Source organism: Sphingomonas trueperi (genome assembly GCF_011927635.1).
GTDB classification, from domain to species: Bacteria; Pseudomonadota; Alphaproteobacteria; order Sphingomonadales; family Sphingomonadaceae; genus Sphingomonas; species Sphingomonas trueperi.
Window position 1 is genome coordinate 34,502 of record NZ_JAATJB010000003.1, and the last position, 13,273, is coordinate 47,774.

The following is a 13,273-nucleotide window of genomic DNA, read 5'->3' on the forward strand; positions in this document are numbered from 1 at the left end:
CCTATTCCTCAGAGCACGCCGAAGGTCCAGCCCTCCGTACGGGCAAGATCGGGCGTGAGGCCGGCCGGAGTCCACAGTCCCGGCTGCCCGGCGGCCACGCGCAGCCAGGCGGCGCTGAGGATCGCGTCGGTCGCGTGATCGTCATGGCGCGGCAGCGGCGCATGCGGCGCCGAGCCGAAGGCGGCGAGCATCGTGTCGAGCGTCTCGGCGTCACGAATCTTCGAGATGCCCTTGCGCATCCCGGCGAGTCGCGCGGCGAGCGAGGTGTAGATCTCCACCAGCACCGGGCCGGTATCGGGCAGCGGGTCGAACGGCCACAGGCCGACCCGCCCGCGCAGGCGGTGGAGGACGCGCATCCCGGTGAGGCTCGACTTGCCGACCTGGCTCGCTCCCACCAAATTGAAGCAGCTGTACGGCGAGAGCGCCATTGCCTCTTGCCCAACCTCGCACACTCGGAAGCGCCCCCGTCCGCCGGGGAACAGGTCGCCGCAATCGCCCATCTGGCGGAAGTGCCGCCGTGCCTCCACATGCTGGACGAAGCTGGTTGCGGCGAAATGCGGATCGGGTGTGGACAGGCGGTCGACCAGTGCCCAGAGCGCTGGGCCGTCCGCCGGACTCTCCGCCCAGCCGGGAAAATAGGCGCCGGCGTCGGCGAAGGGAAAGGCAGGGGAGAGATCGAGCCCCACCAGCGCGCGCGTGCCACTATCGGCAAGGCCCTCCAGAAAGCCGAGAATATCGGCGCGCGACCAGGGCCGGTCGATCAGCACCGGCGCGGTGTCGCCCGCGCGGGCGTGTGCAACGGCAAGCCCCTTGGGCCGCTCGACTGCCTGACCGGACCAGTCGATCGCAATGAAGTCGGTGAAGGTCAGGGGCGAGTCCCCAGCCCAGCGGTGAGGCGCTGCGCCTTCTTCGCCCGATCCCACCAGGCGCGCTGGATATAGAGCTGGATCCGCTCGCGTGCCGGGGTGCCGTAGCGAACCAGCAGCATCGGGTAGTTGCGATAATGGTCGGTCTGCCAGAAGGTCTCGGGATCGGTCTCGAGCAGCAGCACCTTCTCGTCCTGCGCGACCATCAGCCCGAAGCTGCCCGGCTGCCTGGCGTGGGACATCAGCCCCTTGCCGTTGATCTTGGGGCAGGGCGTGCCCCACCAGGGCGCCATCGCCACGTCGGGCAGCGTCAGCGCGAAGGCGCAGGCATCCTCCCAATCATCCATCGCGCCGTTGCTCGCGCATCGCCGCCCACCAGGCGAGCCGCTCCGCCACGCGCTTCTCGTGGCCGCGATCGGTGGGGGTGTAGAAGGTCTGCGGCTCCATCTCCGCCGGCCAGTAATTGTCGCCCGAGAAGCCGCCCTCGGCATCATGGTCATAGGTATAGCCGGTGCCATAGCCGATCTGCTTCATCAGCTTGGTCGGCGCGTTGAGGATGTTCTGCGGCGGCATCAGCGAGCCGGTTTCCTTCGCCACCTTCCACGCCGCCTTCTGTGCCTTGTAGGCGGCGTTGGATTTGGGTGCTGTCGCCAGGTAGAGACATGCCTGGACGATCGCCAGCTCGCCCTCGGGCGAGCCGAGAAAGTCGTACGTATCCTTGGCTGCCATGCACTGCACCAGCGCGTTGGGGTCGGCCATGCCGATATCCTCCACCGCCATGCGGACCAGCCGACGGAGCAGGTAGAGCGGCTCTTCGCCGGCGGTGAGCATCCGCGCGAGATAATAGAGCGCCGCCTGCGGATCGGAGCCGCGCACCGATTTATGCAGCGCTGAGATCAGGTTGTAATGCCCCTCGCGGTCCTTGTCATAGACCGCGACGCGGCGCTGGAGGAAGGCCGAGAGCCCGGCGGGATCGAGCGGCGCCTCAAACTGCACCGAGAACAAGGTCTCGGCCTGGTTGAGCAGGAAGCGCCCGTCGCCATCCGCGCTCGCCACCAGCGCGTCGCGTGCCTCGGGCGTCAGGGGCAGGGGGCGTTCCTCCAGCGCCTCGGCACGATCGAGCAGCTGGCTCAGCGCTTCGTGATCGAGCCGGTGCAGGATCAGCACCTGCGCGCGGCTGAGCAGCGCGGCGTTGAGCTCGAAGGAGGGGTTTTCGGTGGTCGCGCCGACCAAGGTGACGGTGCCGTCCTCGACATAGGGCAGGAATCCGTCCTGCTGGGCCCGGTTGAAGCGGTGGATCTCGTCCACGAACAACAGGGTGCGCTTGCCGATCCGGGCATGGTCGCGCGCCTCGGCAAACACCTTCTTGAGGTCCGCGACGCCCGAGAACACCGCCGAGATCGCGACGAAGCGCAGCCCCACCGCATCGGCGAGCAGCCGCGACATGGTGGTCTTGCCGGTGCCCGGCGGGCCCCAGAAGATGATCGAGCTGAGCTTGCCCGCCGCGACCATCCGCCCAATCACGCCCTGCGGCCCGGTGAGATGCTCCTGCCCGACCACCTCGTCGAGCTTCTGCGGGCGCAGCCGGTCGGCGAGCGGGCCGCCGGCGGGGGTGGCATCGGCGGCGGGTTGTTCGTGGGTCGCAAAAAGGTCGGCCATTGCGGCCAAGATAGGCGGCTGGGATGCGATTTGCATCCCGCTGGTTGATCGGGCGCAAGGCTTGGCGGCGCCTGTCCAGCCAAACCCTTCGTCATCCCGGCCAAAGCCGGGATCCATTCGCCGATCCGGTGCAGCAGGAGCCGACGCGCTACAGCGTCTGGATACCGGCTTCGCCGGGATGACGGCGGGTGGTGGGGAAGCGGCCCCCGATCGCCACAAAGCGCGATGGGGGAGGTGTGGAGGATCGGGCATGGACTGCGACGTCGTCATCGTCGGGGGAGGGCCGGCTGGCCTCGCCTTCGCGCGCTCGCTGGAAGACAGCGGGCTGAGCATCGTGCTGCTCGAGCGCGCGCCGCTGGAGGCGCTGGCGTCCCCACGCTTCGACGGGCGCGAGATCGCGCTCACCCACGGCTCGAAGCGGATCCTCGAGGCGCTCGGCGCCTGGGGGCGGCTGCCGGCAGACGAGATCGCGCCGATGCACGCGGCCAAAGTGCTGAACGGCGATTCGCCCTTCGCGCTCAACTTCACCGCGGGGGGTGGGGCGGACGACCAACTCGGCTATCTGGTGCCCAACCATCGCATCCGCGCCGCGCTGTACGAGGCGGTGAAGCACCAGCCCGGGCTGCGGCTGGTGACCGGCGCGGAGGTGGTCCATGCCCGCTCGGGCGCCACCGGGCCGCGCGCGGAGGTGCTGCTCTCCTCGGGCGAGGTGGTACGGGCGCGGCTGCTGGTGGTCGCCGATTCGCGGCTATCCAAGACGCGCGAGGCGCTGGGGATCGAGACCGACATCAACCCGCTCGGCCGTTCGATGATGGTCGTGCGGGTACGCCACGAACTGCCGCACGGTGCGACCGCGCTCGAATGGTTCGACCATCGCCAGACGCTGGCGCTGCTGCCGCTCAACGGGAACATGGCCGGCGCGGTGCTGACCCTGCCCGAGGAGGCGGCGCGGCGGGTAGCGGCGTTCGATGATGCCGCGCTCGGCCGCGACCTCGCGCGGCGCTTCCGCCAGCGGCTGGGGCGGATGGAGGTGGTGAGCGATCGCAACGTCTATCCGCTGGTCACCACCTGGGCGCATCAGTTCGTGACTGGCCGCGCGGCGCTGATCGGCGATGCGGCGGTGGGGATGCACCCGGTGACCGCGCATGGCTTCAACCTCGGGCTGAGCGGGCAGGCGCTGCTCGCCGCCGAGGTGCGGGACGCGGTGCGGCGGGGGATGGACCCGGCGCTGCCGGCGGTGCTGCGGCGCTTCGAGAACGGCCACCGCGCGGCGTGCAAGCCGCTCTATACGGGGACCAACCTGCTGGTGCGGCTGTTCACCGACGAGCGGCTGCCGGCGCGCGCGATGCGGCACGCGGTGCTGCGGCTGGGGGCGGGGCTGCCCTTCGTGCGGCCCACCGTGCGCGCGATGCTGACGCACTGATTTCGTTTTCAAGCCCCTCCCCTTCAGGGGAGGGGCTTGGGGTGGGGCAGTGTCTCACCGAGACCAACGTTCGTTCTGGAATCCCTCCACCCCCAACCCCTCCTCCAAGGAGGGGGGCTAAGAAAACCCAGAAACCCCTTGCACAGTCGCTTTCAAGATATATCTTGTGCGCATCACGACTCGCACAGGATGCACAACGCTATGGTTTTCCATTTCGGCCGTCATGGCCATCATCATCATCATCATCACGGCCACCAGTTTGGCCCCCGCGGACGCGGCGGCTGGGGCGGGGGCTTTCCCGGCGGCTTCGACATGGCCTTTGCCATGGGCGAGCGGGGTCAGGGCGGGCGCGGCCGGCGCATGTTCGGCGGCGACGAGCTTCGCCTGATCCTGCTCAAGCTGATCGAGGAGGCGCCGCGCCACGGCTATGACCTGATCCGCGAGATCGAGGCGCGCTCCAATGGCGCCTATGCGCCCAGTCCGGGCGTCGTGTACCCCACGCTGACCATGCTCGACGACATGGACCTGATCGCCGAGCACAAGAGCGAGGGCGCCAAGAAGCAGTTTGCGATCACCGCGGCCGGCACCGCGCATCTCGCGGAGAATGCGGCGGAAGTTGAAGCGCTGTTCCAGCGGCTGGCCGATCTCGGCGAACGCCATGCCCGCACCAGCGGCGGCCCCGTCCGGCGCGCGATGCACAACCTCAAGACCGTGCTCGCCGCCAGCGTGTTCGACGAGGAAGTCGATCCCGAGCGCCTGCACGCGATCGCCGAGATCCTCGACGAAGCCGCGCGCAAGATCGAGCGGCTGTAGGAAACGATGCCCCGGATCGAGGTGTTACGCCGTCGGCTGGGGCTCGTCCCCGCCGCGGCCAAGGAGAGAAGAATGACGATCGCCCCGTTCACCGCCCATGCGCTGGTGCCGACCGAACATGCCAGCCGCTACCTCCAGCAGCTGTGCAAGCATTGGCAGCACAATCTCCAGGTGGAGTTCACCCCCGAGAACGGCACGGTGATCTTCCCCAAGGACGCGCGCGGCGCCGATCACCCGGGCGACGCGGTGGTGACCTTCGACGTCGCGGAGACGGGCCTGGAGATCCGGGTCGATGCCACCTCACAGGAGCAGTTGGAAGGGCTGAAGGGCGCGGTCGCCCGGCATCTCGATCGCTTCGCCTTCCGCGAGGGCGAGCTGACGTTCGACTGGCAGTAAGCCACGAAAAGGGGGCGGGAACCGCGTGGTTCCCGCCCCCTTTTTTGTGTGGGTCGTCCGGATCAGAAGCTGAAGCGAACCGAAGCAGTGACCGTGCGGCCGTTGAGGGTCTGCGCGGTGACCACGCCCGAGGCCGGGATCGCGGCCGAGTTGACCGAGACGAAGGCCAGCTTGTCGAACACGTTGTAGACGTTGAGGCCGATCTGCAGGCCCTTCACCGGGCGAACCTGCACGAACGGGCTGACGATCGTGTAGCCGGGCTGCTTGAGCAGGTTGCCGTCCTGCGCGAAGCTGCTGGTGGTGCCGATCAGGTTGGTGCCGATGGTGAAGCGCTTCACCTCGAACTGCGGGGTCGCCTGGAAGATCAGGTCCGGCTGGTGGCGCGGAGTGTTGCCGACCAGCGTCTTGTCCGCCTTGTCCGCATCGATCTTGGCCTTGGTGTAGGTAGCACCCAGGCGCAGGCTGAGCGGGCCATGCTCGAAAAGGCCTTCGAGCTCGACCCCCTTGGCGCTGTAGTCGCGGTCGATCTGCAGCACGACGGTGCCGCCGCTGGCGTCGGCGCCGATCTGCAGGTTCTTGTCGGTGGTCGATGCCCAGAAGCCGGTGGCGAACAGCGTCACGCCATCCTTGCGGAACTTCACGCCCGCCTCGGCCTGCTTGACCGGGCCATAGGCCATTGCCGGGTCGGTCAGCGCGCCCGAGTCCGGGTTGACCGCCGGCGAGAAGAACAGGCGCTCGGCGCTGGCCCGCGCGCCGCGGCTGTAGCGGGCGAAAACCGATAGCGGCTCGGCGATGCGATAGTTCACGCCGATCGAGTAAGAGGCGTATTTGTAGCTATAGTCCGCCAGGCCCGGCTGGGACAGCGGCAGCACCGCGACGCTGCGCTCGGGCGGCGAGATCGCGCCGTCGCGGTTCATGTCCACCGGCGCCACGCCGACGCGGTTGCCGCCCAGATCGGCGCCGTACAGCGTGCCGCTGACCTTGCCGAAGTCATAGCGCAGGCTGCCGCCGACCGACAGCGCGCCGATCTGGTAGTTCACCGAGCCATAGGGCGCGAACACGCGATACTGCAGATCGTAGCGCCTGCGAAAGGCAGCGGTGCCGCGAATGCCATAGGCCAGCACGCCGCCCTGCGTCACCGGTACGCCGCCGGCGGTCAGTACGTCGACATAAGCCGAGTTGCCGCCCGGGGCGATGTCGAACACGTCGTTGATCAGGTGCAGGTTCTGCACCATCGCCTGCGAAGACGCATAGAAGCCGGCCGTGGTGGTCAGTTTGCCCTCGCCGACATTCCACACGCGGCTGCCGCGGAAGTCATTGGTGAAGTTGTCGAGCTTCTCGAGGTCCGAATGGATTTCGAGGCCATACATCAGCAGGCCGTTGCCGTTCAGCGTCGCCGGGTTGGCGATGGTCTTGCCGGCATCGGGGCCGGTGGCGTAGCGCAGCGTCGCGCCGGGGCCGGCAAAGACCGGTGCCAGCGCCGCGGCGGGCAGCAGCGCCATCGAGCTGCTCTCGTTATAGGTACCCGAGATTGCGGCGTAGCGCATGCGATTGCTGAACGTCCAACCGGCGATGTCGAACTGCGCCTCCAGTCCGATCGACGCGACCTTGCTGCGATTGCCCTCACGCAGATCGAGGTTGGTCACGTTGTTGTTGCCGTCAAGCGCGAGGATCGAGCTCTTGTAGCGCGAATAGAGCGTGTCCTTGCGCGGATCGAAGCCCGGGATCGTGCTGTACGTCGGGTCGGCATTGGTGCCGCGCACCGCCACCGGCACCATCGCATAGTTGGGCTCGCGGTCGTCGAGATACTTGCCGTACAGGCGGACATAGCCGTTGCCGAACGTCTTGGTGACGTTCAGCTTGATCTGGCCGCCCTTGAACGCGTCATAGCCGGTCGCGCGCGGGCCTTCGCCCTGGCGGTAGAAGCCGCCGACGTTGAAGCGCACCGTCTTGCTCAGATGGCCGCCATAGTTGAAGTCGGCCCGGCCGAGTTCATGATCGATGCCCGAGGAGAGCTGCAGCGTGCCACCGTCTTCCTCGCCGGTCTTCGAGAGGAAATTGACTAGGCCACCGGGCGAGTTCGAGGCGAAGGTCGAGGCGGAACCGCCGCGGATCGCCTGGACCTGCGAGAGGCTGAGATCGGTGCGCAGGAACGCAGTGGTCGAGGCGAAGTGGATGTCGCCGAACTCGAGCACGGGCAGGCCGTCTTCCTGGATCTGCAGGAACTTGGAGCCGTCTGCGGCCATCGGCAGGCCGCGGATCGTGACGGCGGTCAGGCCGTCGGTGCCCGCCGTCTCGGCGCGGATGCCGGGCATGTTGCCCAGCACTTCGGCGATCGAGCGGGTGCCGATCTTCTGGATCTGCTCCTCGTCGATCGAGCTTGCCGAAATCGCCGAATCGAGCAGATCGCGCCCCTTTGCGACGCCGGTGGTAAAGGCCTGCTTCTGCGGCTTCGCCTCGGCCGAGTCGCCATGGTGCGCGGTGGGTGCTTCGGTGCCGGTGGACGCCTGCTGGGCATGTGCGGGCAGCGCGATCGCTGCGGCGGAGAGCGCCAGCGTCAGGCGGAAACGAGTGTTCATCACAACCCCATTTGTCTCGATTGTTTCTGCGGACGCAGTGGGGTCATGCGGGTTAAGGCATTGAAAGGGATAGGGTAGGTACAAGTACGTGCCGGAGTCGTACGGAGTGGGAACGTTTGCTTCTACGCCGACGGAAAATTTTGGCGGTGCGTTCAAATCGAGCATTTGCGCGTATATTCTCGGCAGACGAGAACGGCACCGCGCCGACATGGGAGAGTGGGGCAATGATCGAAGCGCGCATCGAGGCACGGCACGCGAATAGAACGGCACCGGACGAAGCGAGATTGCTGGGGCTGTTGGCGGACTGTGCCGGCAAGATGCTCGGCGCGTCCGATCCGACGGCGATGATTGACTATCTGTTCGAGATGGTCCGCGACGAGTTGCTGCTCGACGTGTATTTCCATTATCGCGCCGAACCGGATCACCTGCTGGCGCTCGAGGCCAGCGGCGGACTGTCCGAAGCCCAGAAGATGGCGGGTGCGCGACTCCAGTTCGGTCAGGCGGTATGCGGCATGGTCGCGCGCGATCGTACCCCGCGCGTCGTCGCGCAGGTGCAGGGCAGCGACAACCCCATGACCAACTTCATCCGCGACGTCGGGCTCGACAGCTATGCCTGCACGCCATTGCTCCACGGCGAGGTGCTGCTCGGCACGCTCGGCTTCGGCCGGCGCAGCGGCGTGCCGTTCACCGAGATCGAACTGCGCTTTCTGCGCACCATCTGCAGCTATGTCGCGGTGGCGAAGAACCGTCTGCTGGTCGAGGCCGAGATGCTCGCGGCGATGAAGGCGCGCGACGCGCTCGACAAGGCACAGCGCGCGCTGATCGGCAGCATCTCGCGCAGCGGCGCCGAGGAGGAAGCGGCGACGGCGGCGATGCTCGCGCACGAAATGGTGCAGCCGTTGTCCGCCGCGTCGAACTATATCGCGACGGTGGAGATGGCGTTGCGCGGCACCGGCGGCCCCGACGTGCTGCGGCAACTAGCCCGGGCGCGCGCGCAGATCAGCCGCTCGTCGCAAATCGTGGCGCGCACGCGGGCGCTGGTCGAGCGCGGCGAGGTGGATGCGGAGTTCGTGATGGCCGCGACGCTGTTCGAGGAGGCGCGCGAACTGTTCGAGGCTGTGTGGAGCGGCCCGTCCCCGCAGATCGACGTGGAGATCGAAGAAGGACTGGGCGCGCTGATCGCCGATCGGGTGCAAATCGGGCAGGTGCTCGCCAACCTCCTGCGCAACGCCGCGCAGGCGCTGCGGGCTACCGAGGGTGCGCGAATCCTGCTCTCGGCGCGCGCCGCCGAGGACGGGGTGGAGATCGCGGTGGCCGACAACGGCCCAGGCTTCCCCGGCGGGGTGATGCCCGAGCGGGGCCGCTCGACCAGCGGCGGGCAGGGGATCGGCCTCACCGTCACCCGGCGCATCCTGGAGGCGCACGAAACCGCACTGGAACTGCAGCGCCCGGCGACGGGCGGCACGCGATTGCGCTTCGTGCTCGCGGCGCGCGAGACCGTGGCGTAGCTCAGCGCCCGCGGCGGGCGAGCACCTCGAAATAGCTCTCTAGCACCGCGTGGTTCACCCGGTCCCACACATAGGCCTGGGCCTTTTCGTGGCCCGCCGCGCCGGCCGAGGCGGCAAGCGCCGGATCCTCGATCAGCCGCGCGATCGCGCCGGCATAGGCATCGACGTCGCGCGGCGGCACCAGGAAGCCGTTGACGCCTTCCTCGACCAGGTCGATCGCGCCGGTCGCGCGTGCGGCGACGATCGGCACGCCGCACGCCATCGCCTCCGAGGTGACGTTGCCGAACGTCTCGGTGACCGAGGGGTTGAACAGCACGTCCATCGAGGCGACCGCGCGGGCGAGATCGTCGCCGCGCTGGAAGCCGGTGAACACCGCGCCGGGCACCTGATCGGCGAACCATTGCCGCGCCGGGCCTTCGCCGATCACCAGCACCTTGTGCGGTACGCCGCGCTCGGTCAGCCGGTTGCAGACCCGCGCGAAGATATCGAGGCCCTTTTCCAGCACCAGCCGGCCGAGAAAGCCGACGGCGAACTCCCCGTCGCCGATGCCGAGCGAGCGGCGCCAGGCGAGGTCGCGGCGGGCCGGGTTGAACCGCGCATGATCCACCCCGCGCGACCAGATCCGGATCGGGGTGGTCACGCCCCAGCCGCGGATGAGATCGGCGGTGGAATCGCCAGGTGTCACCACCTGGTCGACACGATTGTAGAAGCGGGTCAGCAGCTTGATGATCACCGGCGCGACGAAGCCGAGATGATAATAGGCCGGGTAGGTCTCGAACCGGGTGTGGAGCGAGGCGAGGGTGGCGATGTCGTGCTTGCGCGCCCAGCGCACCGCGCCGTGGCAGAGGAATTCGGGCGCCGAGACGTGCACCATGTTGGGGGCGAAGGCTTCGAGGTCTTCGCGGATGCTCTTGGGCAGGCCGGTGGCGAACTTGTACTCCGCGCGGCCGCCCGGCACCGGCCAGGCCGGCACGCTCACCAGCTCGCCGGTGGGCGCGAAAGCGGGGGTGTCCGTGGTCGGCGAATAGATGCGGACCGTCACGCCCTGGTCGAGCAGATAGCCGACGAGCTTGTTGAGCGCCTGGTTCGCGCCATCGCGAACATAATTGTAATTGCCGCTGAAAAGGGCGACGCGAAGATCGAAGGGTTGCATTTGGCTTGGGGCCTTAATCGCGTGTCGCGGGGCGGGCAAGCGGACGACTTGTCCCAGTGCCGGAACATGGTTCCGGATGGTGCGATTATGTCGATATGAGCAAGCATTTCGCGAAGGGCGCCGCGGTGCGCTGGACCTGGGGCGGTCACCAGGCGAACGGCAAGGTCGCCGAACGCTTCGAGCGCCGCGTGCAGCGCACGATCAAGGGCGAGAAGATCGTCCGCAACGGGACCAAGGGCAATCCGGCCTATCTGGTCGAGCAGGAAGATGGCGGCCGGGCGCTCAAGCTGGAGAGCGAGCTGGAGGCGGGATGAGGCTCTGAAGTCGTTCATCTTCATGAGCTGGGCAATTGCACATGCCCAGAATACGACGTCATCCCCGCGAAGGCGGGAATCCATTGGCGCTGATGGTGGGGTTCTTTTCCCAAGCGCTCAGCGCAATGGATTCCCGCCTTCGCGGGAATGACGACGGTTGTTTGAAGCCGCAGACCCTTGGCTTCCTATGCGATAGCCGTCACTCCACGGCGGGGCTGTGTCTCACCGAGACCGACCAGCGTTCTGGAATCCCTCCACCCCAACCCCTCCTCCCAGGAGGAGGGGCTTAGGTAGCTGACCTCACCGCACATACAGCACCCGGGCATCGGCCTTGAACGCCTCCGCGCTGGCCTTGCGCGAATAGAACATGTGCCCGCCGGGATAGACACCCAGCTTCACCCGCTGCTCCACGCCGAAGCGCGGCATCTGATCGATGATCAGGCGCGATCCGAAATAGGGGCAGGACAGGTCGTTATAGCCATGGACGATCAGCACCCCCATCTTGGGATCGTTCGCCACCGCCTTGCGCAGGTCGCTCACCGGCGCGTCGTCGGGCGTGCCGCGGTCCCAGGCCGCGTTCACCGAGAAGGACAGCGCATTGTAGCGCGCGCTCGTCTTCCAGCCCACTTCGCGGGTGATGAAGTCCACCATCGCGCTGGTCGTCGGCGCGATGATGCCTTCCAGGATCGGGTCGCCCGACTTGCGCTCGGCGGCATTGGGGAAGGGATCGAACGCATCGACGTTCGAATCGTACACGCTGCCGATCTTGCCGTCGTCGCGGTGGATTTCGCGCAGATAGGTGCCTTCGTCGACCCGCCCGTCGAGACGGCGGACCAGCTTGGGATCGAGGCCGGTCAGCTCGGTCACCTTGTCGCTCAGCCGCGCGGTCGCCTGCGGGTCGGAGCGGCCGGCGAGCAGGTCGGTAGCGAAGCCGCTGCGGGTATAGGCCTCGACGCCCGCCATCGCCTGCGGCGTCAGCTTGCCAATGCGCTCGAGATGCCCGGCGGCCATCGAGGGGAGGGTGATCATCCAGGGGAGCGGCGACAGCGCGTCCGAGCCTGCGGTCGCGGCCGGATCGAGATAGGGCGAGACCATCACGATGCCGTTGACGCCCACGCCCAGCTGGGTCTGCAGCTCATAGGCGATGCGCGGCGCGCGATAGCCGCCATAGCTCTCGCCCATCACGAACTTGGGCGCGCGCAGCCGCTCGTTCTTGACCAGCCAGTCATAGACGATGCGCGACAGGTACTTGATGTCCGGCTCGTTGGCGTAGAAGGCCTTCTTGGTCGTCTCCTCGTCGACCAGGCTGCGGCTGAAGCCGGTGCCGATCGGATCGATGAAGACCAGGTCGGTCATGTCGAGCCAGCTGGCGGGATTGTCGACCAGCAGCGGCGCATCGGACGGGGCATCGCCCTTGTCGCCGAACTGCACACGCTTCGGCCCCACCGCGCCGAGGTTGAGATAGACCGAGGAGGCGCCGGGACCGCCGTTGAACGCGAAGGTCACCGGCCGCTGCGCGCCGCCGCCGGGCACGACATAGGCGGTGTAGACCACCTCGCCGATCTTCTTCCCCTTGGCATCATAGACCGGCAGCTTGCCGACGGTCGCCTGGTAGCGGACCGGCTTGCCGCCGATCACCGCGGTCTGGGTGATGGTCTTGTCGTCGGGCAGCGGCGGAAGGTCGCTCTTGTCGGCCTTGTCATCGCTCTTTTCGGCGGCCGCGCCAGCCTTCTTGTCCTGTGCGGGTGCCTGCGGGGCGAGGAGCAGGGCAGCGAACGACGCGGCGATCAGGGTGCTGTGGCGCAAGAAGAGGGTCCCCCCGGAGATGGTTGATGCCGCAGCCTAGCGGCGCCCTCGCGCCGAATCCATGGGCTGCACCTCACAAAGGGCGCCACATCCACTGCGCGGCCGGGCCATAGTTCGCCACCTTGGCGACGAGGGCGGGGGAGGGGGTGGCTGCCTCGAAGCCCAGCCGACGCCAATAGCCCGCCGCGCCTTCCACCGCGATCAGTTCGGCACGAGTGAGGCCCGCGGCAACGGCGTCCTTGAAGGCCGCTTCGACCAGCCGTCGACCGATGCCCGTCCCGCGCGCGGCAGCCGACACGGCCAGGTCGTGCAGATACAGCGTGTCGCCGGTCGTCGCGGGGTCGAGCACGGCGCCCACGGGCGGGGGCGATTCGTGCGTCCAGCCATGGGCTAGCAGATAGGCGAGGAGGGCACCGTCGTGCTCGGCCGCCAGGTTGAACGGCGCGGCGACATGGAGGCGGCTGGCGAACGCATCCTCGGGCTCTACGAGAAAGGCGGGATAGGCCTGCGCCTGCAAGGCCAGAGCCTGGGGAAGGTGGCGGGGCCGCAGCGGGCTGAGGATCGGTGCCGACATGCAACCGGCTGTGCCATCCCGGACGCACCAGGGCCAGCGCGAGAGCGCTTCCGGCGGATTTCAGGCATCGGTGAAATACCGTAACGACTTTGCTACTTACCGGTAAACGGCCGCGAATCTATAGTTAACGTACGGTTATCCGTACCCGATAACTATAGTGCTGAACCAGTTATTTCCACCAT

12 protein-coding genes are annotated in these 13,273 nt (G+C 67.6%); 5 read left to right on the forward strand and 7 right to left on the reverse strand.

All coding sequences use genetic code 11. The features are described from left to right. Positions 1 to 8 precede the first annotated feature (8 nt). From GGR89_RS05940 to GGR89_RS05950, 3 genes are read right to left on the reverse strand one after another with little or no spacing between them, the layout of a single operon-like run. Entirely contained in the window at positions 9 to 923 is a 915-nt protein-coding gene (locus tag GGR89_RS05940; RefSeq protein WP_241218075.1) for a hypothetical protein, read from the reverse strand. Then, positions 866 to 1,213 (reverse strand): MmcQ/YjbR family DNA-binding protein, encoded by a 348-nt coding sequence (locus GGR89_RS05945; RefSeq protein WP_125977972.1) that lies wholly within the window; start codon positions 1,211 to 1,213, stop codon positions 866 to 868. The genes GGR89_RS05940 and GGR89_RS05945 overlap by 58 nt, the downstream gene beginning before the upstream one ends. Continuing rightward, entirely contained in the window at positions 1,206 to 2,525 is a 1,320-nt protein-coding gene (locus tag GGR89_RS05950) for a replication-associated recombination protein A (RefSeq protein ID WP_125977974.1), read from the reverse strand. Before GGR89_RS05950 ends, GGR89_RS05945 begins: the two co-directional genes overlap by 8 nt. 250 nt (positions 2,526 to 2,775) lie before the next feature. Here GGR89_RS05950 and ubiM point away from each other — a divergent pair, with 250 nt between their 5' ends. The 3 genes from ubiM to GGR89_RS05965 all read left to right on the forward strand — a co-directional run bounded on the left by ubiM (position 2,776) and on the right by GGR89_RS05965 (position 5,157). After that, the gene (gene ubiM / locus GGR89_RS05955; RefSeq protein WP_125977976.1) at positions 2,776 to 3,948 is read left to right on the forward strand and encodes a 5-demethoxyubiquinol-8 5-hydroxylase UbiM; all 1,173 of its coding nucleotides are present in this window, start codon (positions 2,776 to 2,778) and stop codon (positions 3,946 to 3,948) included. 201 nt (positions 3,949 to 4,149) lie between these two features. Further along, positions 4,150 to 4,761, forward strand: a complete 612-nt coding sequence (locus GGR89_RS05960; protein WP_125977978.1) for a PadR family transcriptional regulator — start codon at positions 4,150 to 4,152, stop codon at positions 4,759 to 4,761. A gap of 72 nt (positions 4,762 to 4,833) precedes the next feature. Next, positions 4,834 to 5,157, forward strand: coding sequence for a DUF2218 domain-containing protein (locus GGR89_RS05965; protein ID WP_125977980.1), 324 nt, complete (start codon positions 4,834 to 4,836; stop codon positions 5,155 to 5,157). 62 nt (positions 5,158 to 5,219) lie between these two features. Here the strand turns inward: GGR89_RS05965 and GGR89_RS05970 are convergent, their stop codons facing one another. Next, positions 5,220 to 7,736, reverse strand: coding sequence for a TonB-dependent receptor domain-containing protein (locus tag GGR89_RS05970; RefSeq protein ID WP_125977982.1), 2,517 nt, complete (start codon positions 7,734 to 7,736; stop codon positions 5,220 to 5,222). A gap of 224 nt (positions 7,737 to 7,960) precedes the next feature. Here GGR89_RS05970 and GGR89_RS05975 point away from each other — a divergent pair, with 224 nt between their 5' ends. Beyond that, positions 7,961 to 9,244 (forward strand): sensor histidine kinase, encoded by a 1,284-nt coding sequence (locus GGR89_RS05975; protein WP_125977984.1) that lies wholly within the window; start codon positions 7,961 to 7,963, stop codon positions 9,242 to 9,244. 1 nt (position 9,245) lies between these two features. Here the strand turns inward: GGR89_RS05975 and GGR89_RS05980 are convergent, their stop codons facing one another. Next, positions 9,246 to 10,397 (reverse strand): glycosyltransferase family 4 protein, encoded by a 1,152-nt coding sequence (locus tag GGR89_RS05980; protein ID WP_125977988.1) that lies wholly within the window; start codon positions 10,395 to 10,397, stop codon positions 9,246 to 9,248. A 95-nt stretch (positions 10,398 to 10,492) separates the two neighbouring features. Between GGR89_RS05980 and GGR89_RS05985 the strand changes: the two genes are divergently transcribed. After that, positions 10,493 to 10,711 (forward strand): hypervirulence associated TUDOR domain-containing protein, encoded by a 219-nt coding sequence (locus GGR89_RS05985; protein WP_125977990.1) that lies wholly within the window; start codon positions 10,493 to 10,495, stop codon positions 10,709 to 10,711. Positions 10,712 to 11,011: 300 nt separating this feature from the next. On the opposite strand, the gene GGR89_RS05990 is transcribed toward GGR89_RS05985, so the two are convergent. Both GGR89_RS05990 and GGR89_RS05995 read right to left on the reverse strand, forming a co-directional pair. After that, complete coding sequence (locus tag GGR89_RS05990; RefSeq protein WP_125977994.1) at positions 11,012 to 12,517, reverse strand: S10 family peptidase; 1,506 nt, start codon at positions 12,515 to 12,517, stop codon at positions 11,012 to 11,014. 73 nt (positions 12,518 to 12,590) lie between these two features. Beyond that, the gene (locus tag GGR89_RS05995; protein WP_125977996.1) at positions 12,591 to 13,091 is read right to left on the reverse strand and encodes a GNAT family N-acetyltransferase; all 501 of its coding nucleotides are present in this window, start codon (positions 13,089 to 13,091) and stop codon (positions 12,591 to 12,593) included. Positions 13,092 to 13,273 lie beyond the last annotated feature (182 nt).

Bases quoted from the DNA above. Each gene is read 5' to 3' on its own strand.
- GGR89_RS05945 (WP_125977972.1), bottom strand. From the start codon at position 1,213: ATGGATGATTGGGAGGATGCCTGCGCCTTCGCGCTGACGCTGCCCGAC.
- GGR89_RS05950 (WP_125977974.1), bottom strand. From the start codon at position 2,525: ATGGCCGACCTTTTTGCGACCCACGAACAACCCGCCGCCGATGCCACC.
- ubiM (WP_125977976.1), top strand. From the start codon at position 2,776: ATGGACTGCGACGTCGTCATCGTCGGGGGAGGGCCGGCTGGCCTCGCC.
- GGR89_RS05960 (WP_125977978.1), top strand. From the start codon at position 4,150: ATGGTTTTCCATTTCGGCCGTCATGGCCATCATCATCATCATCATCAC.
- GGR89_RS05965 (WP_125977980.1), top strand. From the start codon at position 4,834: ATGACGATCGCCCCGTTCACCGCCCATGCGCTGGTGCCGACCGAACAT.
- GGR89_RS05970 (WP_125977982.1), bottom strand. From the start codon at position 7,736: ATGAACACTCGTTTCCGCCTGACGCTGGCGCTCTCCGCCGCAGCGATC.
- GGR89_RS05975 (WP_125977984.1), top strand. From the start codon at position 7,961: ATGATCGAAGCGCGCATCGAGGCACGGCACGCGAATAGAACGGCACCG.
- GGR89_RS05980 (WP_125977988.1), bottom strand. From the start codon at position 10,397: ATGCAACCCTTCGATCTTCGCGTCGCCCTTTTCAGCGGCAATTACAAT.
- GGR89_RS05985 (WP_125977990.1), top strand. From the start codon at position 10,493: ATGAGCAAGCATTTCGCGAAGGGCGCCGCGGTGCGCTGGACCTGGGGC.
- GGR89_RS05995 (WP_125977996.1), bottom strand. From the start codon at position 13,091: ATGTCGGCACCGATCCTCAGCCCGCTGCGGCCCCGCCACCTTCCCCAG.